Annotated in this window: 20 protein-coding genes and 2 riboswitches; of the genes, 14 read left to right on the forward strand and 6 right to left on the reverse strand. The window is 65.5% G+C overall.

Annotated features, from left to right (window positions below):
• Positions 1–154: 154 nt before the first annotated feature.
• A riboswitch (glycine riboswitch) is annotated at positions 155–250 on the forward strand.
• Positions 251–354: riboswitch (glycine riboswitch) on the forward strand.
• Positions 355–408: 54 nt separating this feature from the next.
• The 13 genes from gcvT to SGR02S_RS03850 all read left to right on the forward strand — a co-directional run bounded on the left by gcvT (position 409) and on the right by SGR02S_RS03850 (position 15,758).
• Positions 409–1,542, forward strand: coding sequence for a glycine cleavage system aminomethyltransferase GcvT (gene gcvT / locus SGR02S_RS03790; protein WP_067105832.1), 1,134 nt, complete (start codon positions 409–411; stop codon positions 1,540–1,542).
• A gap of 3 nt (positions 1,543–1,545) precedes the next feature.
• A complete protein-coding gene (gcvH, locus tag SGR02S_RS03795) occupies positions 1,546–1,917 on the forward strand; it encodes a glycine cleavage system protein GcvH (RefSeq protein WP_067105834.1) in 372 nt (123 codons plus the stop codon).
• A 152-nt stretch (positions 1,918–2,069) separates the two neighbouring features.
• Complete coding sequence (gcvPA, locus tag SGR02S_RS03800; RefSeq protein ID WP_067105836.1) at positions 2,070–3,428, forward strand: aminomethyl-transferring glycine dehydrogenase subunit GcvPA; 1,359 nt, start codon at positions 2,070–2,072, stop codon at positions 3,426–3,428.
• A gap of 32 nt (positions 3,429–3,460) precedes the next feature.
• Positions 3,461–4,966 carry an aminomethyl-transferring glycine dehydrogenase subunit GcvPB gene (gene gcvPB / locus SGR02S_RS03805; RefSeq protein ID WP_067105929.1) on the forward strand — a complete coding sequence of 502 codons (1,506 nt, stop codon included), beginning with the start codon at positions 3,461–3,463 and terminating at the stop codon, positions 4,964–4,966.
• Positions 4,967–4,991: 25 nt separating this feature from the next.
• Positions 4,992–5,447, forward strand: a complete 456-nt coding sequence (locus SGR02S_RS03810; protein ID WP_067105838.1) for an ABA4-like family protein — start codon at positions 4,992–4,994, stop codon at positions 5,445–5,447.
• Positions 5,444–6,079, forward strand: a complete 636-nt coding sequence (locus tag SGR02S_RS03815) for a DUF938 domain-containing protein (RefSeq protein ID WP_067105840.1) — start codon at positions 5,444–5,446, stop codon at positions 6,077–6,079. The genes SGR02S_RS03810 and SGR02S_RS03815 overlap by 4 nt, the downstream gene beginning before the upstream one ends.
• Positions 6,080–6,176: 97 nt before the next feature.
• A complete protein-coding gene (locus SGR02S_RS03820; protein WP_067105842.1) occupies positions 6,177–7,733 on the forward strand; it encodes a fatty acid--CoA ligase in 1,557 nt (518 codons plus the stop codon).
• 435 nt (positions 7,734–8,168) lie between these two features.
• Positions 8,169–10,232, forward strand: coding sequence for a transglycosylase domain-containing protein (locus SGR02S_RS03825; RefSeq protein WP_082796939.1), 2,064 nt, complete (start codon positions 8,169–8,171; stop codon positions 10,230–10,232).
• Positions 10,233–10,333: 101 nt separating this feature from the next.
• Positions 10,334–10,840, forward strand: coding sequence for an rRNA maturation RNase YbeY (gene ybeY / locus SGR02S_RS03830; protein WP_067105844.1), 507 nt, complete (start codon positions 10,334–10,336; stop codon positions 10,838–10,840).
• A gap of 17 nt (positions 10,841–10,857) precedes the next feature.
• The gene (locus SGR02S_RS03835; protein ID WP_067105846.1) at positions 10,858–11,799 is read left to right on the forward strand and encodes a hemolysin family protein; all 942 of its coding nucleotides are present in this window, start codon (positions 10,858–10,860) and stop codon (positions 11,797–11,799) included.
• 50 nt (positions 11,800–11,849) lie between these two features.
• On the forward strand, positions 11,850–13,007 hold the full coding sequence (locus tag SGR02S_RS03840) for a glycosyltransferase family 4 protein (protein ID WP_067105848.1): 1,158 nt from the start codon (positions 11,850–11,852) through the stop codon (positions 13,005–13,007).
• Between the two features lie 7 nt (positions 13,008–13,014).
• A complete protein-coding gene (locus SGR02S_RS03845; RefSeq protein ID WP_067105850.1) occupies positions 13,015–14,334 on the forward strand; it encodes a replication-associated recombination protein A in 1,320 nt (439 codons plus the stop codon).
• An 86-nt stretch (positions 14,335–14,420) separates the two neighbouring features.
• The gene (locus SGR02S_RS03850) at positions 14,421–15,758 is read left to right on the forward strand and encodes a serine hydrolase domain-containing protein (protein WP_255211378.1); all 1,338 of its coding nucleotides are present in this window, start codon (positions 14,421–14,423) and stop codon (positions 15,756–15,758) included.
• A gap of 69 nt (positions 15,759–15,827) precedes the next feature.
• Here the strand turns inward: SGR02S_RS03850 and SGR02S_RS03855 are convergent, their stop codons facing one another.
• On the reverse strand, positions 15,828–16,238 hold the full coding sequence (locus tag SGR02S_RS03855) for a GFA family protein (RefSeq protein ID WP_067105852.1): 411 nt from the start codon (positions 16,236–16,238) through the stop codon (positions 15,828–15,830).
• A gap of 119 nt (positions 16,239–16,357) precedes the next feature.
• Here SGR02S_RS03855 and SGR02S_RS03860 point away from each other — a divergent pair, with 119 nt between their 5' ends.
• Positions 16,358–18,061: a glycosyltransferase family protein gene (locus SGR02S_RS03860; protein ID WP_156482961.1), complete on the forward strand. Its 1,704-nt coding sequence runs from the start codon at positions 16,358–16,360 to the stop codon at positions 18,059–18,061.
• On the opposite strand, the gene SGR02S_RS03865 is transcribed toward SGR02S_RS03860, so the two are convergent.
• The 5 genes from SGR02S_RS03865 to ptsP all read right to left on the reverse strand — a co-directional run bounded on the left by SGR02S_RS03865 (position 18,062) and on the right by ptsP (position 23,722).
• On the reverse strand, positions 18,062–19,174 hold the full coding sequence (locus tag SGR02S_RS03865) for a glycosyltransferase family 4 protein (RefSeq protein WP_082796940.1): 1,113 nt from the start codon (positions 19,172–19,174) through the stop codon (positions 18,062–18,064).
• Positions 19,175–19,197: 23 nt separating this feature from the next.
• Positions 19,198–19,860 carry a class I SAM-dependent methyltransferase gene (locus SGR02S_RS19500; RefSeq protein ID WP_082796941.1) on the reverse strand — a complete coding sequence of 221 codons (663 nt, stop codon included), beginning with the start codon at positions 19,858–19,860 and terminating at the stop codon, positions 19,198–19,200.
• 1 nt (position 19,861) lies between these two features.
• The gene (locus tag SGR02S_RS03875) at positions 19,862–20,227 is read right to left on the reverse strand and encodes a GtrA family protein (protein ID WP_169799630.1); all 366 of its coding nucleotides are present in this window, start codon (positions 20,225–20,227) and stop codon (positions 19,862–19,864) included.
• 56 nt (positions 20,228–20,283) lie between these two features.
• Positions 20,284–21,300 (reverse strand): glycosyltransferase family 2 protein, encoded by a 1,017-nt coding sequence (locus SGR02S_RS03880; protein ID WP_156482963.1) that lies wholly within the window; start codon positions 21,298–21,300, stop codon positions 20,284–20,286.
• Between the two features lie 124 nt (positions 21,301–21,424).
• Positions 21,425–23,722, reverse strand: a complete 2,298-nt coding sequence (ptsP, locus tag SGR02S_RS03885) for a phosphoenolpyruvate--protein phosphotransferase (protein ID WP_067105864.1) — start codon at positions 23,720–23,722, stop codon at positions 21,425–21,427.
• Positions 23,723–23,745: the final 23 nt, after the last annotated feature.

A 23,745-nucleotide genomic window follows, 5' to 3' on the forward strand; every position in this document is an offset into this window, starting at 1 on the left:
GGCGTCCCTGTCTCAGAGGTATAAACGCCAAGGGCATATGGGCCGATTCGATCCGGGGTGACGAGGGTGCGAAATCATGTGTCGTTCTGCGATTGACTCCGCGCGGGCGCGCAGCCAAGGCTCGCGCGTCTGTCGGCTCCCCGCAGGGGATTCGACCGGCCGCGCGGGAGAGCGCGGGGCAGGCGACTGCACCGCCACCGAAGGAGCAACCGCCCCGGAAACTCTCAGGTCAAGGGACCGCGCAGCCGGACTGGACACTCTGGAAAGCGTCGTGGCTCGCGCCCGACCACCGAAGGGGTAACTCCATGATTGCATGGAGGAAAACTCTCAGGTTCCCGTGACAGAGGGGGCATGGCGGAAACCGCGGCACCGGGCCGTGCGTTCGCCATGTCAACGCGGGAGATTGTTATGACCGACACCGAATTGCCGGCCGAGGAAGCGGTGGAAACCGCGACGCTGCCGCTCGACGCCTGGCACCGCGCGAAGGGTGCGCGAATGGTCGAATTCGCCGGCTACTGGATGCCGATCCAGTATGAAGGCATCATGGCCGAACATCTGTGGACGCGCGAGCACGCCGGCCTGTTCGACGTCAGCCACATGGGCCAGATCAGTCTGGAGGGCGAGGGCGTCGTCGTCGCGCTCGAAGCGCTCGTCCCCGGCGACATCGCGGGGCTCAAGCCCGGCTGCATGCGCTATTCGCTGCTGCTGGCGGAAGATGGCGGCATCCTCGACGACCTGATGATCACCAACGAGGGCGACCGGCTGGGCATCGTCGTCAACGGCGCGGTCAAATGGGATGACATTGCCTATCTGCGCGAGAATCTCCCCGACGCCGTGACGCTCAACCACAACGAGGATTATGGCCTGCTCGCCTTGCAGGGACCAAAGGCCGCGACGGCGCTCGCGCGGCTGGTGCCGGAAGTGCCGGAGCTCGTCTTCATGCAGACGGCGCGGGCGACGTGGCAGGGGCACGCGATCGCGCTCAGCCGTTCGGGCTATACCGGCGAAGACGGCTTCGAAATCGCGCTGCCGAACGAGGCGCTCGCGCCCTTCGCCGACGCGCTGTGCGCGATGGAGGAAGTGAAGCCGATCGGCCTCGGCGCGCGCGATTCGCTGCGGCTGGAGGCGGGGCTGCCGCTCTATGGCCACGATCTCGACCCGGCGACCGATCCGATCGAGGGCGATCTGGCCTTCGCGATCAGCAAACGCCGCCGCGAGGAGGCCAATTTCCCCGGTGCCGCGCGCATCCTCGGCCATCTGGCCGATGGCGCGCCGCGCAAGCGCGTCGGCCTGACGGTCGATGGAAAGCTGCCGGTGCGCGAAGGCGCGAAGCTGTTCGACGGCAATGTCGAGGTCGGCATCGTGACCTCGGGCGGCTTTGCCCCCAGCGTCGGCGCGCCGATCGCGATGGCCTATGTCCCGACCGGCCTCGCCGAACCCGGTACCGCGCTCGCGGCGGAGGTGCGCGGAAAGCGCGTGCCCGTCGTCGTCGCCGCGACCCCCTTCGTTCCGCATAACTATGTCCGCAAGCAGGGAGCCTGATCGATGCCGCGTTATTTCACCGAGGAACATGAATGGATCGACGTCGACGGCGATGTCGCGACGGTCGGCATCACCGATTTCGCGCAGGGCCAACTCGGCGATATCGTCTTCGTCGAGGTGCCCGATGCGGGCGCCGAACTGACCAAGGGCGGCGACGCCGCGGTCGTCGAATCGGTGAAGGCGGCAAGCGACGTCTATGCCCCCGTCGACGGCACCGTCACCGAAGGCAATGGCCAACTCGAGGAGGACCCGGCACTGGTCAATACCGACCCCGAGGGCGAAGGCTGGTTCTTCCGGATGACGCTCGGCGACAAGAGCCAGCTCGACGGGTTGATGGACGCCAAGGAATACAAGACCTTCTGCGATAGTCTTTAGATCGGAATCGCCCCCTCCCGCTTGCGGGAGGGGCAGCGAGACTTGCGAGCTTGCTCGCTAGTCGCAGCGGGGTGGGCCCGAACGATGGGATCACCTCTGCGGCTATGCCCACCCCCAGCCCCTCCCGCTTGCAGGAGGGGGGAGACAGTGAAATGCGCTACCTTCCGCTCACTCCCGATGACCGCGCCGCGATGCTGGCGGCGGTCGGCGCCGCGTCGATCGATGATCTGTTCGCCGACGTACCCGCCGAGGCGCGGCTTTCCGGTCCGATCCCCGGCCTGCCGATGCATGCGAGCGAACTGGCGGTCGAGCGCCATATGGCCGCGCTGTCGCGCCAGAGCCGCGTCGCGGGCGATGGACCCTTCTTCCTCGGCGCCGGCGCCTATCGCCACCACGTCCCGGCAAGCGTCGACCATCTGATCCAGCGCGGCGAGTTCCTGACCGCCTATACGCCCTATCAGCCCGAGATTGCGCAGGGCACGCTGCAGATGCTGTTCGAATTCCAGAGCCAGGTCGCGCGGCTGTTCGGCACCGACGTAGCCAATGCATCGATGTACGACGGCTCGACCGCCTGCTGGGAAGCGATCGTGATGGCGCGGCGGATCACGCGGCGGGGCAAGGCGTTGCTCTCGACCGGCCTGCACCCCCATTACCGCAGCGTCGCGCGCACCATGGCGACCTATACGGGCGACACGCTCGTCGATGGTGACCCGACCCTCGAACCCGGAACCGACTGGGCGGCACTTTCGCGCGCGATCGACAAGGATACGAGCTGCGTCGTCGTCCAATATCCCGATATCCTCGGCCGCATCGACGACATGAGCGCGCTGGCGGAGGCGTGTCAGGCTGCGGGCGCGCTGCTGATCGCCGTCGTGACCGAACCCGTCGCGCTGGGGCTGATCAAGGCGCCGGGCGAGATGGGCGCCGACATTGTCGTCGGCGAGGGGCAGGCGATCGGCGTCGGACTCCAGTTCGGCGGGCCCTATGTCGGCCTGTTCGCCTGCAAGAGCAAATATGTCCGCCAGATGCCGGGACGCCTGTGCGGCGAGACGGTCGATGCGAACGGCAAGCGCGGCTTCGTGCTGACGCTCTCGACGCGCGAGCAGCATATCCGCCGCGAAAAGGCGACGAGCAATATCTGCACCAATTCCGGTCTTTGCGCGCTGGCGTTCAGCATCCACATGACCCTGCTCGGCGAGGCCGGATTGCGCCGCCTCGCGGCGATCAACCACCAGCGCGCGAAGGCGGCCGCGACCGAACTGGCGAAGGTGCCGGGGGTGTCGCTGCTCAACGCGGCCTTCTTCAACGAATTCACCCTCGTCCTGCCGACCGAGGCGCGGCCCGTGATCCACCGGCTTGCCGAAAAGGGCATCCTCGGCGGCGTGTCGCTCGGCCGCCTCTATCCCGACAATGATGCGCTGGCGAACGGGCTTGCGGTCGCCGTGACCGAAACCGTGACCGAGGACGATATCGCCGCCTTTGCCGCGGCGCTGAAGGAGGTGCTGGCATGACCGCGCTCAACCCCGCCGGCTGGCGCCCCGAAATGAACGCGGGCGGCGCCGACGACAGCACGACCTTCACCGGCAACCGCGCGCTGATGCTCGAAGAACCGCTGCTGTTCGAAATCGGTTCGACCGAAACCACCGGCGTCGATTTCGACGAGGATGTCGCCGCGGCCGACCTTGGCCCGCTCGCGCGGTCGGCGCCGATCGGCCTGCCGGGGCTCAGCGAATCCGAGACGGTGCGCCATTATACGCGCCTGTCGCGCCAGAATTATGCGATCGACCTCGGCCTCTTTCCGCTCGGAAGCTGCACGATGAAGCACAATCCGCGCCTCAATGAAAAGGTCGCGCGGATGCCCGGCTTCGCCGACGTCCACCCGCTCCAGCCGCAGGAAACGGTTCAGGGCGCCTATGCGGTGATCCACGAACTCGCCGAATGGCTGGTGACGCTGACCGGCATGCACGCGGTCGCCATGTCGCCCAAGGCGGGCGCGCACGGCGAACTGTGCGGCGTCCTGTGCATCAAGGCGGCGCTTGCGGCGCGCGGCGAGGACCGGCGCGTGCTGCTCGTCCCCGAAAGCGCGCACGGCACCAATCCCGCGACCGCCGCCTTCGCGGGCTTCACGGTCGAGGATATTCCGGCGAACGCGGAGGGTCGCGTCGATCTGGCGGCGCTCGAGGAGCGGCTGGGGCCCGACGTCGCCGGGGTGATGATCACCAATCCGAACACCTGCGGTCTGTTCGAGCGCGACCTGAAGGCCATTTCCGACGCGGTCCACGCCGCGGGGGGCTATATCTATTGCGACGGCGCGAATTTCAACGCGATCGTCGGCCGGGTGCGGCCCGGCGACCTGGGGGTCGATGCGATGCACATCAACCTCCACAAGACCTTCTCGACCCCGCACGGCGGCGGCGGACCGGGGTCTGGGCCGGTGGTGCTGTCGGCGGCGCTGGCGCCCTTCGCCCCGCTGCCCTTCGTGACGAAGGACGGCGACCGCTTCCGCCTGATCGAGGAGGAAAATGCGGGCGAGGCGCATCCCGACAGCTTCGGCCGCATGACCGCCTTCCACGGCCAGATGGGCATGTTCACCCGCGCCCTCGCCTATATCCTCAGCCACGGCGCCGACGGGCTCAAGCAGGTGTCCGAAGATGCGGTGATCAACGCAAACTACGTCCTGCGCAGCCTCGAAGACGTCCTCGAAGCGCCTTTTGCGGCGTCGGGCCCGTGCATGCACGAGGCGCTGTTCAGCGACAAGGGACTGGCCGAAGGCTTCTCGACGCTCGATATCGCCAAGGGGCTGATCGACGAGGGCTATCATCCGATGACGGTCTATTTCCCGCTCGTCGTTCACGGCGCGATGCTGATCGAGCCGACCGAGACCGAGAGCAAGGCGGTGCTCGACCAGTTCATCGGCGCGCTGCGCAGCATTGCGCTGCGCGCGAAGAACGGCGACCCGGCGCTCAAGTCGGCCCCGCATTTCGCTCCGCGCGCCCGGCTCGACGAGACGCTCGCGGCGCGCAAGCCGGTGCTGCGCTGGGAGGGGTGATGACCGAAGCGGGAGGAAGATCGCGATGAGCTGGGACAGCCTGTTTCTGCTGGCCAATTACTGGGCGGTCGCCGGGTGGCTGGTGTTGGCCTTCGCGCCGCGCAGCCCTTGGGTCCTGTCGCTGATCCTCTATGCGGTGGTGGCGCTGCTCTGCCTGCTTTACCTTGTGCTGATCGCCGGGTTCCTGAGCGGCGGCATCGATCTGGGCAGCGCGAGCCGCGGCGATTTTACCTCGCTTGCCGGGGTGATGAAGCTGTTCGGTACGCCGGGTGGGGCGACGCTGGGGTGGGTGCATTATCTGGCGTTCGATCTGTTCGCCGGGCTGTGGATCGCCCGCGACGCCGACGGCAAGGGTTTCGGCCGCATCGTTCAGTTCCCCTTCCTGCTGCTGACGCTGCTTGCGGGGCCGGTCGGCCTGTTCCTGTGGCTGGTCTGGCGCGAACGCCGCGCGCGGGCCGGAGCGCGGATTGGGTCGAGGTGACGCCGAAACCCTGGCTGTCGGCTGACGGAGGCAGCGGCGAGAAACGCCACGCCCCCGCGACGCTGCGCAACCGCGACGCGATCGCCGCGGTGCTCGCCGACTGGCTGCCCGCAGCGGGCACTGTGCTTGAAATCGCGAGCGGATCGGGCGAGCATGCCATCCATTTCGCCGCCGCCTTTCCGGCGCTGACATGGCAGCCGAGCGATCCCGATCCCGCCGCGCTGACCTCGATCGCAGCGTGGAGCAGGGATGCGGTGGCCGCGAACGTCCTGCCACCGTTGCGACTTGATGCTGCAGCGCCTGATTGGCCGGTCGCTCGCGCCGATGCAATCCTGTGCATCAACATGGTGCATATCAGCCCGTGGGAAGCGACGCTGGGGCTGTTCGCGGGCGCCGCGCGGCTGCTGCCGCCTGGCGCGCCGCTGATCCTTTATGGTCCCTATGTGGAGGCCGACGTGCCGACGGCCGAGAGCAACCGCGCGTTCGATGCCAGCCTTCGCGTCCGTAACCCCGCCTGGGGCCTGCGCGACACGGCGGCGGTCGCAGCGGCGGCGGAGCAGGCGGACCTTAGTTTGGCTGCTCGCCGCGCAATGCCGGCGAACAATCTGATGCTTCTGTTCCGCTGCCGCTGAGTCACCCTGTCACATCTGCGCGCTTTTCCCTTGCGCGCAGAGCCGCTAGCCTTGCCCTCGATTGCAAAAAGCAACGCGATTCGAGGAGAGAGGACCGATGGTCGATATTACGGACCTGGTGACGTTCGACGAATTCATCACGCATTGGGCCGCCGACCGGCCTGACCGGATCGCGATGCGCGAGGAGGATCGCGTCTTCACCTATGCCGAACTGGAAGAGCGTACCGCGCGGGTCGCGACGGCGCTCGCGGAGGCGGGGCTGGAAAAGGGCGACCGCATCGCGTGGATCGGCAAGAACAGCGATCTGTATTTTACCCTCTTTTTCGGCGCGGCGCGCGCCGGCATCGTGATGGCGCCGATCGGCTGGCGTCTGTCGCCCGCCGAATGGGCGTTCATCGTCAATGATACGAAGGCGAAGATCGTTTTCACCGGTCCGGGGTTCGATGCGGTGGCCGACCAACTCGCCGGCAAGCTTGACCATGGCCCGCGGATCATTGGCGCCGACGCGACTCGCGCGCTGATCGACGCGACGCCGCGTGGGGCCTTCATGCCGTCGGGTCCCGACGATGCGGTGCTGCAACTCTATACCTCGGGCACCACCGGCCATCCCAAGGGCGCGGTGCTGTCGAACCGCAACCTCTTTGCACTGCGCAAGAATTCGGCCGATCTCGACCTTCCCTACACCAAGTGGGAGGATGACGAGGCGGTTCTCGTCGCCATGCCGTGCGCGCATATCGGCGGCACCGGGCTCGGCATCATGGCGCTCGCCGCAGGGCTGCCCGGCGTGATCCTTGCCGAATTCAACCCCGAAGGCGTGTTCGACGCGGTCGAGCAGCACGGCGTGACGCGCTTCTTCATCGTGCCCGCCGCGTTGCAGATGCTGCTGATGCATCCGCGGTGCGCTAGCGTCGATTACAGCCGGCTCAAATATATCCTGTACGGCGCCGCGCCGATCCCGCTCGAACTACTGCGCCAATGCATCCGGATGTTCGGCGCCGAGTTCATCCAGGCCTATGGCATGACCGAGACGACCGGGACGATCTGCATGCTGCCGCCGGAGGATCACGATCCCGAAGGCAATGAGCGGATGCGATCGGCGGGCAAGCCGCTGCCCGGGGTCGAAATCCGCATCGTCGGCGCCGACGGCCGCGACGTGTCGACCGGCGAGGTGGGAGAGGTCGTCACCCGATCTTCGAACAACATGCTCGGCTACTGGAACCTGCCCGAGGCGACCGCGAAGACGATGACCGACGATGGCTGGATCCACACTGGCGACGCCGGATATATGGACGCGGACGGCTATCTCTATATCCACGACCGGGTGAAGGATATGATCATCTCGGGCGGCGAAAACGTCTATCCGGCCGAAGTGGAAAGCGCGATCTACGGCCATCCCGCGGTGCAGGAGGTCGCGGTGATCGGCGTGCCCGACGCCAAATGGGGAGAGACGGTCAAGGCAGTCTGCGTGCCGAAGCCGGGAATGACGATCGACGAGGCCGACGTCATAGCCTGGGCGCGCGAGCGCATCGCCGCGTTCAAGGCCCCGCGCAGCATCGACGTGATCGAGGCGCTGCCGCGCAACGCCAGCGGCAAGATCCTGCGCAAGGACCTGCGCGCGCCCTATTGGGAAGGTTATGAGCGGATGGTGAATTAGGGGGGGAGTCGACGGATTCCGCGCTCGTCGAAATGGTCAGATTACCCGCGACATTTTATTTCAAAGTGTATGAAAGTCACACTACGCCCCCCTCTTTTTGATCGTCTGGGCGGGAAAGGTCGCGTTGCGGAAAGGAGGAGAGGAGGCGATCGACGCGGCGCATCGCAAACGGGCTATCATAGCCGGATATTGTAGGAATGCGCAGCGGCTTCGGGATGGATTCCAGATATTCCTATCTTGTCATCCCCGCGAAAGCGGGGATCCAGAGCGTGTGTCAGCTGACCTTTCACTGGGTTCCCGCCTTTGCGGGAATGACGAAGGGAAAAGACGTGGGATCGGCCTGAAGCCATCCCGATCCTTCCCGATCACGGGCCGGAATCGCGGCGGAACGCGTTTGCCTCTCCTGTGTTGTCAGTGTAATACGCAGGCGAAAGCATGCTCTGGTCCCGTAAACCCGTCGCCATCGAAGCCGCCGCCGTGCCCGCGGCGGGCGCGTCGTTTCCCGATCCGAATGCCGCCTTTCCGCCGCCCGCCGAGACGCGGGCGCGCAAATGGCTGCGGCGGTCGGGACGGGCCTTTGCGGTGCTGTGCGCCGCTTTCATCCTGCTGATCGGGTGGCTCGCATTGACCGCGCCGCTGTCGAAATCGCTCGAGCCGATTGCGCCGCCCGAAATCACGCTGCTCGCCGCCGATGGCACGCCGATCGCGCGCATGGGGGCGGTGGTCGACACGCCGGTCGAGGTCGCGAAACTGCCGGCGCATGTTCCCGCCGCCTTCCTGGCGATCGAGGATCGGCGCTTTTACAGCCATTGGGGCGTCGATCCGCGCAGCATCGCGCGCGCCGTCTGGGCCAATGTTTCGGGCGGGCGGCGGCAGGGCGGCAGCACCATCACGCAGCAGCTCGCCAAATTCACCTTCCTGACCCCGAAGCGCACGCTGGGACGCAAAGCGCGCGAGGCGCTGATCGCCTTCTGGCTCGAAGCGTGGCTGACCAAGGACGAAATTCTCGAACGCTATCTGTCGAACGCCTATTTCGGCGACAATCGCTATGGACTGCGTGCTGCCTCGCTCCACTATTTCTCCCGTCAGCCTGAGAAGCTGACCCCGGCGCAGGCGGCGATGCTGGCGGGGCTGGTGCAGGCGCCGTCGCGGCTCGCGCCGACGAAGAACCCCGATCTCGCCGAAAAACGGATGCGGTTGGTCGTCGGTGCGATGGTCCATACCGGCGTGCTGTCCTCCGCCGAGGCGCGGGCGATCCGCACCCCGCGTATCGACGTACGGACGCGCGACGACCTGCCGACCGGGACCTATTTCGCCGACTGGGCATTGCCCGAGGCGCGCAAGCTGTCCGACGTCGGCTATGCGCGGCGCACGATCCGCACCACGCTCGACGCACGGCTTCAGGCGGTGGCGCGCCGCGTCGCCGGCCGTGCGGTGCCCGGCAAGGCGCAGGTCGCGCTGGTCGCGATGCGGCCGAACGGCGAAGTCGTCGCGATGGTCGGCGGGCGCGACTATGCTGCGTCGCCCTTCAACCGCGTGACGCAGGCGCGGCGCCAGCCGGGATCAACCTTCAAGCTGTTCGTCTATCTGGCCGCGCTGAAGGATGGCTGGCGGCCCGACGACACCATCGCCAATTCGCCGATCGCCACCGGCGCCTATCAGCCGAAGAATGCCGGCGGCGCCTATTCGGACAGCATCACGCTCGAAGAGGCATTCGCGCGGTCGAGCAACGTCGCCGCGGTGCGACTGCTGCAACAGGTCGGCGACGACAAGGTGATCCGCATGGCGCGCGAACTGGGCGTCACCGCGCCGCTCGCGAAGGGCGATCCCAGTCTGGCGCTCGGCACGTCGAGCATGACGCTGCTCGAACTCACCGCCGCCTATGCCGCGGTCGCGGCGGACAGCTATCCGGTCGTTCCGCACGCCTTTAAGGAAGCGGAGCCCGGCTGGTTCGAATCGCTTTTCTTGGGGCCGCATCATTTCGGCCGGCGCGTCCACGGCGATATCGAACGGATGCTGCGCGCCGCGGTCAACCGCGGCACCGGGCGCGCGGCGCGACTGCCGCAGGCCAATTACGGCAAGACCGGCACGACGCAGGACAGCCGCGATGCGCTGTTCGTCGGCTATGCGAACGGGCTGGTCGTCGGCGTGTGGATCGGCAACGACGACAATTCGCCGCTTAGCGGGGTGACGGGCGGGGGGCTGCCCGCGCGCATCTGGCGCGACTTCATGGTGCGGGCGCGCGGACACAATGCGCCGCGGTCCGCGCCTCCCGCCCGTGCGACCGATCCCGGCGGCCCCGTCCAGCCGCTCGACGTGCCGGAGATTCCCGCGATCCCGGTGTCCGACCGGACCAGCGTCGGGCTCGAAAAGGGAAATGCCGTGATCAGCACGGAGATCAACGGCACGCGCATCGACCTCAAGCTGCCCATCGGCGGCGACCGGCCCGCCGAGGTGCAGGCCCAGCCGGCCCAGCCGCCGCCGCAGGGGCCGCAATGACGGGCGGAGAGGATGCTTTTTCGCTGTCCCGAAGGGCGCCGCCGCGGTAGCGTCGCGGGCATGATCGCCTGCTTTCCTTCCGCCGCGTTCCGGCGCCTGTCATGCTGAGCGTTGAGACTCACCAGGCCACGCCCTGGCCCGATCCGCTCGACTGGGACGCCCGCGCGGCGGAAGCGGTCGCGGCGGCGCTGGCGCTGACGCCCTGGGCGGGGCTTGCCGACGCCGCGCCGCTCGTCGAGGTCGCGGTGCGGCTGACCGACGATGCCGAGGTGCAGGCGCTCAACCGCGATTTTCGCGGCAAGGATCGGCCGACCAACGTGCTGTCCTTTCCGCAGGTACAGGCCGACCTGCTCGACACGCTCAGCAACAGCGACGACGGCGAGATACTGCTCGGCGACATCGTGCTGGCGCGCGAGACCTGCGTGCGCGAGGCGGTGGAAAAGGCGGTGCCGATCGCCGATCATGCGACGCACCTGATTGTCCACGGCACGCTCCATCTCGTCGGATACGACCATCTCGATGACCCCGCTGCCGACGCGATGGAGGCGCTGGAGGTGAAAGCCCTTGCATCGCTGGGCATCGCCAATCCATATGCGGTGCAGGATTAACGGAAAAAGCGAGCGACATGCCCGACGAGCCTGGGGCTTCCAACCGATCGGACGAGGACAGTAGATCCGGCCTGTGGGCCGGAATCCGCACATTGCTGTTCGGCGGCAACAGCGAACCTTCGCTGCGCGAACAGATCGAAGAGGCGATCGACGAGGCCGAGGAGGAAAGCGCCGAACGCCGCGGCAGCAGCATCGTCGGCGATCTGTCGCCGATCGAGCGCAAGATGCTGCGCAACCTGCTGCATTTCGGCGAGCAGACCGTCGACGACGTCGCGGTGCCGCGCGCCGACATCATCGCGATCGACGAGAGCGCGGGCTTCGACGAGGTCGTCGCGCTGTTCGTCGATGCGGGGCACAGTCGTCTGCCGGTCTATCGCGGCAACCTCGACGAGGTGGTCGGGATGATCCACGTCAAGGACGTGTTCGCGGTGCTCGCCGAGGGACGCGACCCGCCGCCGCTGCTCGACCTGATCCGCCAGCCGCTCTATGTCCCGCAGTCGATGGGGGTGCTCGACCTGCTCGCCGACATGCGCGCGCAGCGCACCCACCTCGCGATCGTCATCGACGAATATTCGGGAACCGAGGGTCTCGTCACCATCGAGGATCTGGTCGAGGAGATCGTCGGCGAGATCGAGGACGAATATGACGACGAGCCAATGGCGCTCTTCGCGCCGGGCGAGGACGGCTGTTGGGAAGCCGACGCGCGCGCCGAACTCGACGACATCGGCGAGGCGATCGACCCACGGCTGGCCGATGTCGAGGAGGATGTCGACACGCTCGGCGGCCTGTCCGCAGTGCTCGCGGGGCATGTGCCCGGTGTCGGCGAGGTGCTGCTGCATCCTAGCGGCTGGCGGATTGAGGTGACCGAGGCCGACGAGAAGCGCGTCCACCACCTGCGCCTGCATCCGCCGGTCGAGGTCGACCTAGAAGCGCCGGGAGACCGCGGCGACGAGTTCTGACGCCGCGCGTCCGATTGCCTTTGCGCGGCGATGCTATTAGCGCAGGGGCGATGGACGTTTCCGACCTTCGCATCGCGCTGTTCAGCGGCAACTACAATATGACGGTCGATGGCGCCAACAAGGCGCTCAACCGCCTCGTCGGCTATCTGCTGGGGCAGGGCGCGGCGGTCCGTGTCTATTCGCCGACCGTCGACGACCCCGACTTTGCGCCGACCGGCGACCTCGTCAGCGTGCCGTCGATGGCGATCCCCGGCCGCAGCGAATATCGCATTCCGCTGTCCTTCTCCGCGCGCGTTCGCGAGGATATCGCCAAATTCGCGCCCAATATCCTGCACATCTCCAGCCCAGATCGCGTCTCGCGGCAGGCGGCGGCGTGGGCGCGGAGGCGCAATATTCCGGTCGCCTGTTCGGTCCACACGCGGTTCGAGACCTATTTCCGCTATTACAACCTGTCCTTCCTCGAACCGCTGGTCGTCGCATGGCTGCGGCGGCTCTATCGCCGCTGCGACGCGCTGATCGCGCCGTCGGAAAGCTTTGCGCAGGTGCTGCGCGAGCAGCGGATGAACTACGACATCGGCATCTGGACGCGCGGGGTCGAGCGCAACATCTTTCGGCCCGACCGCCGCGACGCGGCGTGGCGCCGTTCGTGGGGCATCGCCGACGACGTGCCGGTCGTCGCCTTCCTCGGCCGGCTGGTGATGGAAAAGGGGCTCGATGTCTTCGCTGACACGATCGACCTGCTCCAGCGCCGCGGCGTTCCGCACCATGTGGTGGTGATCGGCGAGGGACCGGCGGGCGACTGGTTCGAATCGCGCCTGCCGCACGCCAGCTTCGTCGGCTTTCAGGGCGGCGAGAATCTCGCGCGCGCCGTCGCATCGTGCGACATGCTGTTCAATCCTTCGGTCACCGAGACCTTTGGCAATGTGACGCTGGAAGCGATGGCGTGCGGGTTGCCGGTCGTCGCGGCGCGCGCGACCGGCAGCGCGAGCATCGTCAAGCACGGCCAGACCGGCTATCTCGTCTCGCCGGGCGCGATCACCGGCTTTGCCGACGATCTCGAGCGCTATTGCCGCGACCCCGCGCTGCGCGCGCGACACGGCGCGGCTGGACTAGCGGAAAGCGCCGCCTATCAATGGGATGCGATCAACCAGGCGGTGGCCGACACCTATCTGCGGCTGATCCGGCAAAAGCAGCGGCAACGGGGCTGAGCGCGCCATGGACCTGTTCGGCGACGATGCGGAGCAGCAGCGCGACCCGGGCGCTGCCGGCCCGATTCCGCTCGCCGAGCGGCTGCGTCCCCGCAGCCTGTCCGATGTCGTCGGGCAGGAGCATCTGACGGGTCCCGAGGGTGCGATCGGGCGCATGGTCGCGGCGGGGCAACTGGCGTCGATCATCCTCTGGGGACCGCCCGGCACCGGCAAGACGACGATCGCGCGGCTGCTCGCCGAGGCGGTAGGGATGCGCTTCGCGCCGCTTTCGGCGGTGTTCTCCGGCGTCGCCGACCTCAAGAAAGCCTTTGCCGATGCCGAGAAGATGGCGACGGCGGGCAAGCGGACGCTGTTGTTCGTGGACGAAATCCATCGCTTCAACCGCGCCCAGCAGGACGGTTTCCTGCCCTATGTCGAGCGCGGCACGGTGGTGCTCGTCGGCGCGACGACCGAAAATCCAAGTTTCGCGCTCAACGCCGCCTTGCTCAGCCGCGCGCAGGTGCTGGTGCTGCACCGGCTCGGCGAGGCGGCGCTGGCGACACTGGTCGCGCGCGCCGAGGCCGAGGTGGGGCGCCGCCTTCCCGTCACCGACGAGGCGCGCTCCGCGCTGATCGCGAGCGCCGATGGCGACGGCCGCTTTCTGCTCAACCAGGTCGAGACGCTGTTCGCCGCGGCGATCGAGACTCCGCTCGACGCGGGCGAGGTCGGGCAGTTCCTGCACCGCCGCATGCCGGTCTACGACCGCGATCGCGACGGCCACTACAATCTGATCTCCGCGCTGCACAAGGCGGTGCGCGGGTCCGACCCGCAGGCGGCACTCTATTGGCTGGCGCGGATGCTCGTCGCGGGCGAGGAGCCGCTCTATCTGCTGCGCCGGCTAACCCGCATGGCGAGTGAGGACATCGGGCTCGCCGATCCGCAGGCACTGGTGCAATGCCTTGCCGCCAAGGACGCCTTTCAGTTTCTCGGTTCGCCCGAGGGCGAACTCGCGATCGTGCAGGCATGCCTCTATCTCGCCACCGCGCCCAAGTCGAACGCCGCCTATACCGCGCAGAAGGCCGCGTGGACGGCAGCGCGCGACACCGGTAGTTTGGCGCCGCCCGCGAACATCCTCAACGCGCCGACGAAGCTGATGAAGGATCTGGGCTATGGTGCGGGCTACAACTACGACCATGACGCGCCCCAAGGGTTTTCGGGCGACGATTATTGGCCCGATGCCATGGAGGCCGCGACCTTCTATCGCCCCGTCGACCGCGGATTCGAAAAGCGTATCGCCGAACGGCTCGCCTGGTGGGACGAGCGGCGGCGCAAACGGAAGGGCGAATGACGATGGCTTTCGGTGGACAGCGCATAGGGAAGGCCGGTCGGAATCGTGCTTCCGCTTCGGTGCGCGGCCCTGACGCGAGGCGCCGCGTGCTGCTTGGGCTGGCCGCTGCGGCGCTGCCGCTTCCCACGCAGGCGGCTGAGACGAACGTCGAGTTGAACCGCGCCTGGGCGGCGGGCTATCGCGCCGCTTTCACCTGCTCGTCCCTGTGGAATGGGGCGGGCAAGACGCTCGCCGATATCGAGCGCGATGAATTGACGCATATCTATCCGGAGATCGAGGCCGATGTCCGCGCGACCCGCGCGGAGATCGACACGAAGGCGAAACGCGTCACGGTGCGCTATCGCGACGACATGCCGCCGCGGGTCGCCGAATGGACGGGGCGCGACGGTTGCGTGACGCTACCGATCGGTGTCGAGCCGGGGGCGGGAGCGCTTTTGCACGACACGCGACCGAATCTCGACGCGCAGCCGTGGCCGCTCGGCGACCGCGATGCGCGTGTCGCCGATAGAGAGGTGCGCTTCTCGGTAGTCGCGGCGGACAGGGCGCGCTTCGGCGGCCGGACGAGTTCGCTGCTGATCGTCAAGGATGGCCGGATCGCCCTCGAATGGTATCAGCCGGGGCATGGACTGCACACGGCGCAGCGCACCTTCTCGGTCGCCAAGTCGATCGCTGCGACGCTGATCGGTCATGCCGTCGAGCGCGGGCAGTTCGACGTGAAGGCGCCGGCGGGTATCGCCGAATGGCGGACGGCGGGCGATCCGCGCGAGGCGATCACCACCGAACAACTCCTGCGCATGGCCAGCGGGCTAACCAGCGACAGCGCCGGCAACCGCACCGACGCCATCTATATGGGCGGTGCGTCGGTGCGGCAGTGGACGACGCAATGGCCACTGTTGAACCCGCCGGGGACGCGCTATCGCTACGCCAACAACGATACGCTGCTCGCTGTCCTGTCGCTGAAGGCAGCGCTGGAAGAGGTCGGGGAGTCCTTCGATCCCGCCGCCTTTCTCGACCGGATCGGGATGACGCGGACTTTTGTCGAGCGCGACAAGGACGGCGATGCGATCCTGTCGAGCCAGGTTTCGACCACTGCGCGCGATCTGGCCCGGCTGGGGTTGCTCTATCAGGACGACGGCATGTGGCGGGGCGAACGGCTGCTGCCCGCCGACTGGCGACACTTCGTGACGGCGCGCGCAGGACCGCAGCCCGATGGGCCGTTCGGCTATGGCGCAGGCTTCTGGCTGCTCGATGCGTCGGAAGGCATTCCGGCCGACGCCTTCGGCGCTTTCGGAAACCGCGGCCAATATATGGTCGTCATCCCGTCGCGCCGACTTGTGATCGTCCGCCAGGGCTATGACGATACCGCCGAGCGTCTCGACATCGCCGCGCTCGTCCGAGCGGTCGTTACAGCCGACGGATCGTAACGCGTTTCGCGCAAAGCCGACCTATTGTTTCTTTCGCGTCGGTCCCTCGCTACCCAACGTGAAACCACGCTACCCCGGATAGCGCTCGAAAGCCGGAAGCGTATCGAGCCCGGCCATCCAGCCGATGCGCTCGGCGGTTTGGATCTGCAGCTGCGCGGGGATCAGGTCGGGGTCGTCGAGCGTCGCGGTCTGGACGTCGATCTGACCGGGAAAGACGGCATCGTTGGTATAGAAGAGCCCGGTGCCGCAGTCGCCGCAGAAATGGCGCCGGCCATGCTCCGATGACGCATAGATTTTAGGCGTGCCGCTGACCTCCAGCGCGTCCTGTCCGACGAGCGCCCAGCCGACCAGCGGCGCCCCCGCGTGGCGGCGACAGTCGCTGCAATGACACAAGGCATGATGCTTGACCGCAGTCGGCATCGAATAACGGATCGCGCCGCAATGGCATCCGCCATCGGCGCTGGGGGTTTGGTTGCTCATCCTCATCACTCCTCAGGAAAATTGAGCAGAACATATCAGAAACATCGTGGTGAGACAAATTTGAATGGCGCACTCACGAAGTTAACATCGAATTATCCATGATGTGCCACAGGAGGTCGATGACGCAAAAAGAGCTTCTCGGCCCGACCGTGCGGCGAACTGCCGTTCTTGCCATTATGGCTTTTTTGATCGCCGCACTGCTCGGGCCGAATGCCAATCTGACATTATTCTATCTTCACCGGCAGGACCGCTGGCTGCTGCTCGTCGCCGCCCTTTTGCTGGCATTATGTGCTTGGCGCTTGCCCGCGCGCATGCAGGCTCTGACCGGAGACCGGCAATTGGCATTCGCTGTTGGGGCTGTGATGGCGTGCGCCGCTTTCGCAGGCCACTACGGCATATTGTCCGGATATGATCTGAGCCGCGATGAACAGATGGCAAACTTCGATGCCGCCGTTTTCGCACAAGGGCGGCTGGTTGCCCCTCTGAGCGGAATCTGGCGCGATCATGCTGAAGCGCTCAATACGATGTTCATGTATCCAACCAACCATACCGCCGGTTGGATATCGGCTTATCTGCCACTGAACGCGGCGTTCCGCGCGTTCTTCGGCTTGCTTGGCGATGCCGCTCTGACGGGCCCGGCAATGCTGCTGATCGGCGCCGTTGCATTGTGGGGATGTACGCGACGTATCTGGCCCGACAATCGCGAGACCGGCGTTGTCGCCCTTCTCCTCTACATTGGATCCGGGCAAATCTTCTTCAACGGGATGACGGCATATGCTATGCCAGCGCACCTTACGCTGAATCTGTGCTGGCTCTGGCTGTTTCTGCGCCGAAAGACCGGAACTGACCTCGCAGCTCTTGCGGTGGGCTTTATTGCGGTGGGGTTGCATCAGCCGATTATGCATCCGATGTTCGCAGCGCCGATCCTGTTCACGGTGGTTCTGGACCGGGACTGGCGTCGTGCAGCCCTTTATTTGGGCGGGTATGCAGTGATTGGCGCCTTTTGGGCATGGTGGCCCACGGCTATGTGGCAATTGGTGGAAGCTGATGCGCTGGCGCCGCGCGGCGAAGGCGTCGACTATATCAGCCGGCTGGTCGCGACCGTCCTTGACGGCGACACGATGCGCGTTGCCAACATGATGTCGAACATCCTGCGCTTTTTCGCATGGCAGCATCTATTGCTCCTGCCGCTTTTGCTTTGGGGGATCGCGGTCGCACGCAAGGATCGGCTTGCGGGCGCATTGGCGGGCGGGATCGCGTTGACCGCAGTCGTGATGTTTATCATCCTGCCCTACCAAGGGCATGGGTTCGGCTATCGCTATCTGCACGGATTGATCGGTAATTTTATCCTGCTTGCAGTCTATGGCTGGGCGAGGCTAGGCGACGCGCTGCCCTGCGGGCGCAGCCTATTGTTGCGGACGACTGTGGCGGCGCTGTTTGTCACTTTCCCCTTACAGGCGTGGATGGCGCATGCCTTCTATGCCCCCGCGGCTCGGGCTTCTGAGCGCATTGTCAAAAGCGGAGCGGATTATGTAGTGATTGGCGCGGATGATGCGCCGTTTACGATTGACCTCGTCATCAATTCGCCTGACCTGGTTGGGCGACCTATACGTCTGGTGCGCAGCTCTATCGATTTCGAACTTGTGCAAGCGCTCTGCGCGCCACGACCCGCCCCGCTGGTCATTTTCGCCGGTAAAGGGTTGCTTCAGCCGATTGGCGCCACTTTTGGCCTCGACGCGGCCGAGTCGGATGCGCAAGAAGCCAATCGAGGCATCGCTTCTCACATGAGGGAATTCGGATGCCGGACGGCGATTATTGAATGATCAGCGCAGGCAGTCGAGAAGGGTAGAGGCCATTCGGCGCCAATCATAGGCCTTGGCAGCGTAATGGGCCATTGCGGTCGTATCAACCGGTGAATCGAGGAGCGCATCGATTGCCGTGGAACACCGGGTGGCCGAACCCTGCGGGTCCGCGAGGTCGATGTCGACCCCAGTGAGCCAGTGGCTGGCGGCCGGGTCCGCTCTCGCGCTGCCGTTACCACAGATTACGGGAAGTCCGCAGGCCATCGCTTCCTGTATGACGAGCGGATAGCCCTCGCCCACGCTGGGCAACAGCAACATGTCGGCGGCGCGGTAAAGGTCGGCAATCCGTTCCTGCGGCTGTTGGCAAAGAGGATGTACATTAGCCAACCCCCACTCGTGCGGATCGATCGGCCCCTGTCCGAACAGCGCGAAATGCACATCGGGCCGCTGCTTGGCGAGCAGGCGGAGAACGCGCAATCCCTTCTTCTCGACGAAACGGCCCACGAATATTGCGAGCGGTGTATTTATAGGCAAACCCCATTGCGCGCGCATTTCAGCGCGTGTGGCGCTCTGTCGATCGTTGAAAACCGACTGATCGACGCCGTTGAAAACGAGCAGTGACGGGCGTCGTGGCGGCACGCCGAGTAAATCGTCGCGCACCGTCGCGCTAATGAAGGCGAGCCGCCCGGCGGCGGCCATCATCGGTCTCGTGACTACGAGATTGGCGAGACGCATGACAAGGCTCAGCAGCGAATTGGCGAAGGGAATGGCGCCAATGTGCTGGACCATGACCGTCGGCTTTTTTTCTGCCTTAGCGAAGATCATCGCAAGGATCGATGTCACATATAACGCATCGTGGATCACGACGCCATCGACATTGCGGATTGCCTTCCGTAGCCGCGCGATCGATCGTGGACCAGGAATCGGCATCGGCAGGCCCGTTAATCGCTCAGTAGGATTCGCGCAACGAAGGCCGATCAACCGCGCCGGGCTTTCTGGTAAACCGTCGGAATCGCTTGCAGCCCAAGCCACGTCACAGCCAGCGGTAACGAATTCACGGTTCAGTTGCGCCGCAACGCGCTCCAGCCCGCCGCCGTGCGAATCATAAAAATTGCTGACGGTCAGGATGCGCATGGGAATAAGGCTTCATTCTTTCATCATGCGGGATCGAAGCGCATCGTCGTTTCGAGACGATTGGGAAAAGCAAGGGCCGCGATGCCAGTACGATAGTTCATGGGATGGGAAACTGCGCCGATATAATATCCTGTTTCGGCGGCGAGTTCGTTCCATTCAGTGCTAGACAGATATTTGGCCTCGACCATACCGCCGAATGGAATGTTGCCCCATGCGTCGAGAACCATAAGCCGCAAGTCGTCTGTCAATCCCGTCGTCAAGTGATCCTTGATATAGAGAGGACCCGCGACCGCTCGACGGACTTCACGCAAGAGGCTCCCCCGTGCTGCAGGTGGGACATGATGGAGGACATTATTGAGCGTCGCTGCATCAAACGCGCCGTCTGCACATGGGATGCGCTTACCGTCGTATTGGCGTGCTGGCACAGTAAGTGTTGAGCAAAAACGGTCAACAATATCGATCGCTTCCACCGAAACGACCGGGAATAACTGCGAAATTGCCTGCGCGATCACGCCGGTGCCGCCGCCGATATCAAGCAATCTTTCGTGCGGATCAAGCCAAACCTCAAGCAAGCTATCGAGCATGGTTGCCTGATAACGGGGCGTCTTTACTGCAAACACCGGTAGGTGCTCCGCCAGAATGCTTTGCAAATTTTGCGGATCGACCGTCATATGAACGTCGGACATGTCACGCCACTCGGGTTGGCTGGACAAGGATAGCCCAGCGGCTAAGTAAAAGGTTGATGGCGACCATAGAGAAAGTCGCAATCGGTGAAGCCCAGATCATCGCAAGCCTCACAACATCGTGCCAAACCCACAGCGCGACGAATGCGAGCGGAATGTTAGCTGACATTGCAATAACGTAGCGAAAATATGTTCGTTTATTGAGCGCCTGATTAAAGGTGAGGAGGCTTTGCAAGGCATAGCCAACTGTGGTGACGAGGCCGAAAGATATTAGAATTGAACGGGAATAAGGCCAATTCAGTTGGTCGCCGCCAATCACGATGATATTATGCAAAATCATGCAGATTGCGGAAACTGCGCCATAAGCCAAGAACGGCCTCACGATCACACCTCGCGTAACATCGAGAAGAGAGGAAGGAGGCCGCTTCATTGCACTAGGCGGCTTTTCGAATCCATGAATTGCCACCGCATGCTCTTGGCATGCACACTTGAAAGTTCCAAGTAGCGTAGCAGCTTCGCTTCCTTGCGCCCGCGCGTGACCGTGTCGAGAATCAACCCGCTGAACAGGCTGAGGAAAGCCAGGATCATCATCCCGGTGGCCAGAACGGCGGTGGGAAGGCGAGGCACCGTCCCGCTGCGCAGATACTCCGCAATGACCGGGTAGCCGAGCAGCAGCGACAAGGCGGCGAGGCCCAGACATGCGACGCCGAACAGCAGGAACGGCCTTTCCTGCTTGAGCAATGTTCCGATCGTCCACAGGATGCGCACACCGTCGGAAATGGTGCGCAACTTGCTCTCCGATCCGCTCGGGCGATCCTTGAAGCGCGTCGGCATTTCGCCGGTCGGCATGCCGAGTTGCAGGGCGTGGATCGTCAGCTCGGTTTCGATCTCGAACCCCTGCGACATCTGGGGGAAGGATTTGACGAAGCGGCGGGAAAAGATGCGATAGCCGCTCAGCATGTCGCTGAAGCCGCCGCCGAACATCGTGCGCACGAGCGACGTCAGCATCCAGTTGCCGAACCGATGCGCCGGGCGATAGGCGGTCCCGCTGACATCGACGCGCGTTCCCACGATCATGTCGAGGCCATGTTCGACCAGCCGGTCGACAAGATCGCCGGCGACGGCCGCGTCATAGGTTTCGTCGGCGTCGCACATCACATAGATGTCGGCATCGATATCCGCGAACATGCGGCGGACCACGAAACCCTTGCCTTGCCGGGGTTCGCTGCGCACCACAGCCCCGGCGGCCCGGGCGATGTCCGCCGACCCGTCGCTGCTGTTATTGTCGTAGACATAGATTTTCGCGGTCGGCAGCGCGGCGCGGAAGCGTTCGATCACCGTCCCGATCGCGAGCCCTTCGTTGTAGCACGGCAGCAGGACGGCGATGGTCGGCGCGGCGTCGTCATCCAGCGCAAGCGCCGCATCGAATTGGCCGGCACGCATGAACATGTTTCGGCAAACTCCCACTTCCGGACCGCTTCAGATGCTTTCCGGAAGCTAGAGGCAATTGGTTAACGGGCTGTTAGAATCCGGATTCCGTCTGTCCGGGACCGGTGAAATTGCGCGGCTATTCCCCCAGATCCACCCCATGCGCCTTTGCCCAGTCGAGATATTGCGCGCGCGGGGTGGAGGAGGGGTGCGCCAATATCGCCGGAATGTCGGCGCGCAGCGCGCCGAGGTCGAGCGAGCGGATCATCGCCTTGACCCGGCCGACGCCGGCCGGGGTGATCGACAGCCGCTCGATCCCGACGCCGAGCAGTGCCATCGCCTCCAGCGGGCGGCCGCCCATCTCTCCGCACACGCCGAGCTGGACCCTGCTGTCCGCGACGATCCTCACCACGCGCGCGATGTAGCGCATCACCGTCGGCGACAGCCAGTCGTAGCGCTCGGCAAGGCGCGGGTGGGCGCGGTCGGCGGCGAACAGGAACTGGGTGAGGTCGTTGGTGCCGATCGACAGGAAGTCGAGATGCGGCAGCATCAGGTCGAGCGTTTCGATCAGCCCCGGCACCTCCAGCATCGCGCCGTAGCGGATCGCGGCGGGCAGCTTCTTGTCATGCTGTTTCAGCCAGGCGCGCTGGCGAACGAACAGATCGCGCGCGGCTTCATATTCCCACGGTTCGGACACCATCGGGAACATGACGTTCAGCGTCCGCCCGGCGGCCGCCTCCATCAGCGCGCGCGCCTGGACCTTGAGCAGGCCTTCGCGGTCGAGCGCGAGGCGCAGCGCGCGCCAGCCCATCGCCGGATTCTCCTCCAGCGCATTCTCGTCGACATTCATGTAGGGCAGCGACTTGTCGCCGCCGATGTCGACGGTGCGGAAGACCACCGGGCGGTCGCCCGCCGCGTCGAGCACGTCGCGATAGAGCCGCTGCTGCCGCTCGCGCTGGGGCAGGGTGGCGGAAACGAGGAACTGGAACTCGGTGCGGAACAGCCCGATTCCGCCGGCGCCGGTCAGGTCGAGCGCGGCGATGTCCTCGCGCAATCCGGCGTTGATCATCAGTTCGATCGGCACGCCGTCGCGGGTGACCGCGGGCAGGTCGCGCAGCGCCGCGAGGCTCGCGCGGCGCTTCTGCGACAGTTCGAGCTTGGCGTCGAACGCGTCCTGCACCGCCTGCGTCGGGCGGACGTGCAGCGTCCCCGCGCCCGCGTCGAGCAGCAGCAGGTCGCCTTCGCGGACCGCGGTGCGCACCGCGCGGGCGCGGCCGAGCACCGGCACCCCCATCGCGCGCGCGACGATGATGACATGCGCGGTCAGCGAGCCTTCCTCGAGCACCACGCCCTTGAGCCGCCGCCGGTCATATTCGAGCAGTTCGGCGGGGCCCAGGTTGCGCGCGATCAGGATCGAATCGTGCCGCAGGCCCATCTGCGCCGCGGTGCCCATCTGTCCCGACACGATGCGGATCAGCCGGTTCGACAGATCCTCCAGATCGTGCATGCGGTCGCGCAGCAGCGGGTCGTCGATCTGGCGCATCCGCATCCGGGTGCGCTGCTGGACGCGCTCGATCGCCGCCTCGGCGGTCAGGCCGCTGTCGATCGCCTCGTTGATCCGCCGCGACCAGCCCTCGTCATAGGCGAACATCTTGTAGGTTTCGAGAACCTCCTCATGCTCGCCGCCGATGCCGAACTCCGCCTGGCTGGCCATCCGGTCGATCTGCTCGCGCATCTTGTCGAAGGCGGCGTAGACGCGGTGGCGCTCGGCCTCTATGTCGTCGGCGACCGTATGTTCGATCGTGATGCGCGGCTGGTGGAACACCGCGATGCCGGCCCCCATGCCGTCGACGAGCTTCTGGCCGGTCAGCCGCTGCGCCGACTGATCGGCCGCCGCGGCGTCGATCCGCGCGGTGGTGTCGACGAGGTCGGCGTTGGCGATCAGTTCGGACAGCACCATCGCGACGGTCTGCAGCGTCTCGATCTCGATCTCTTCATAGCGGCGCGGGTCGCTCTGCTGGACGCAAAGCACCCCGACCGCCTGCTCGCGGCGGATGATCGGGACGCCGGCGAAGCTGTGAAACAGTTCCTCGCCGGTTTCCGGGCGATAGGAAAAGTCCGGGTGCGCGGCCGCCTCGTCGAGGTTCAGCGTCTCGATCTGCTGCGCGATCGTGCCGACCAGCCCCTCGCCGAGCGCGAGGCGGGTGACGTGTACCGCATCCTGGTTGAGGCCGCGGGTCGCATAGAGTTCGAGCGTGCCGCCGCGCAGCAGATAGATCGAGCAGACCTCGCTGTGGAGGCATTCGCCGATGATGCCGACGACCTGGTTGAGCTTTCCCTGCGCATTGGTGCGCGACGCCATCACCTCGTGCAGCCGCGTCAGGATCGTGCGGGCCGACTGCGCGGCGGTCGAGGGCGGGGGAGGGGCATTGGTCATCGCCAGCCCTGCTATCAGAAGCC

The sequence above is a fragment of the Sphingopyxis granuli NBRC 100800 genome (assembly GCF_001591045.1).
In the GTDB taxonomy this organism is placed as follows: Bacteria; Pseudomonadota; Alphaproteobacteria; order Sphingomonadales; family Sphingomonadaceae; genus Sphingopyxis; species Sphingopyxis granuli.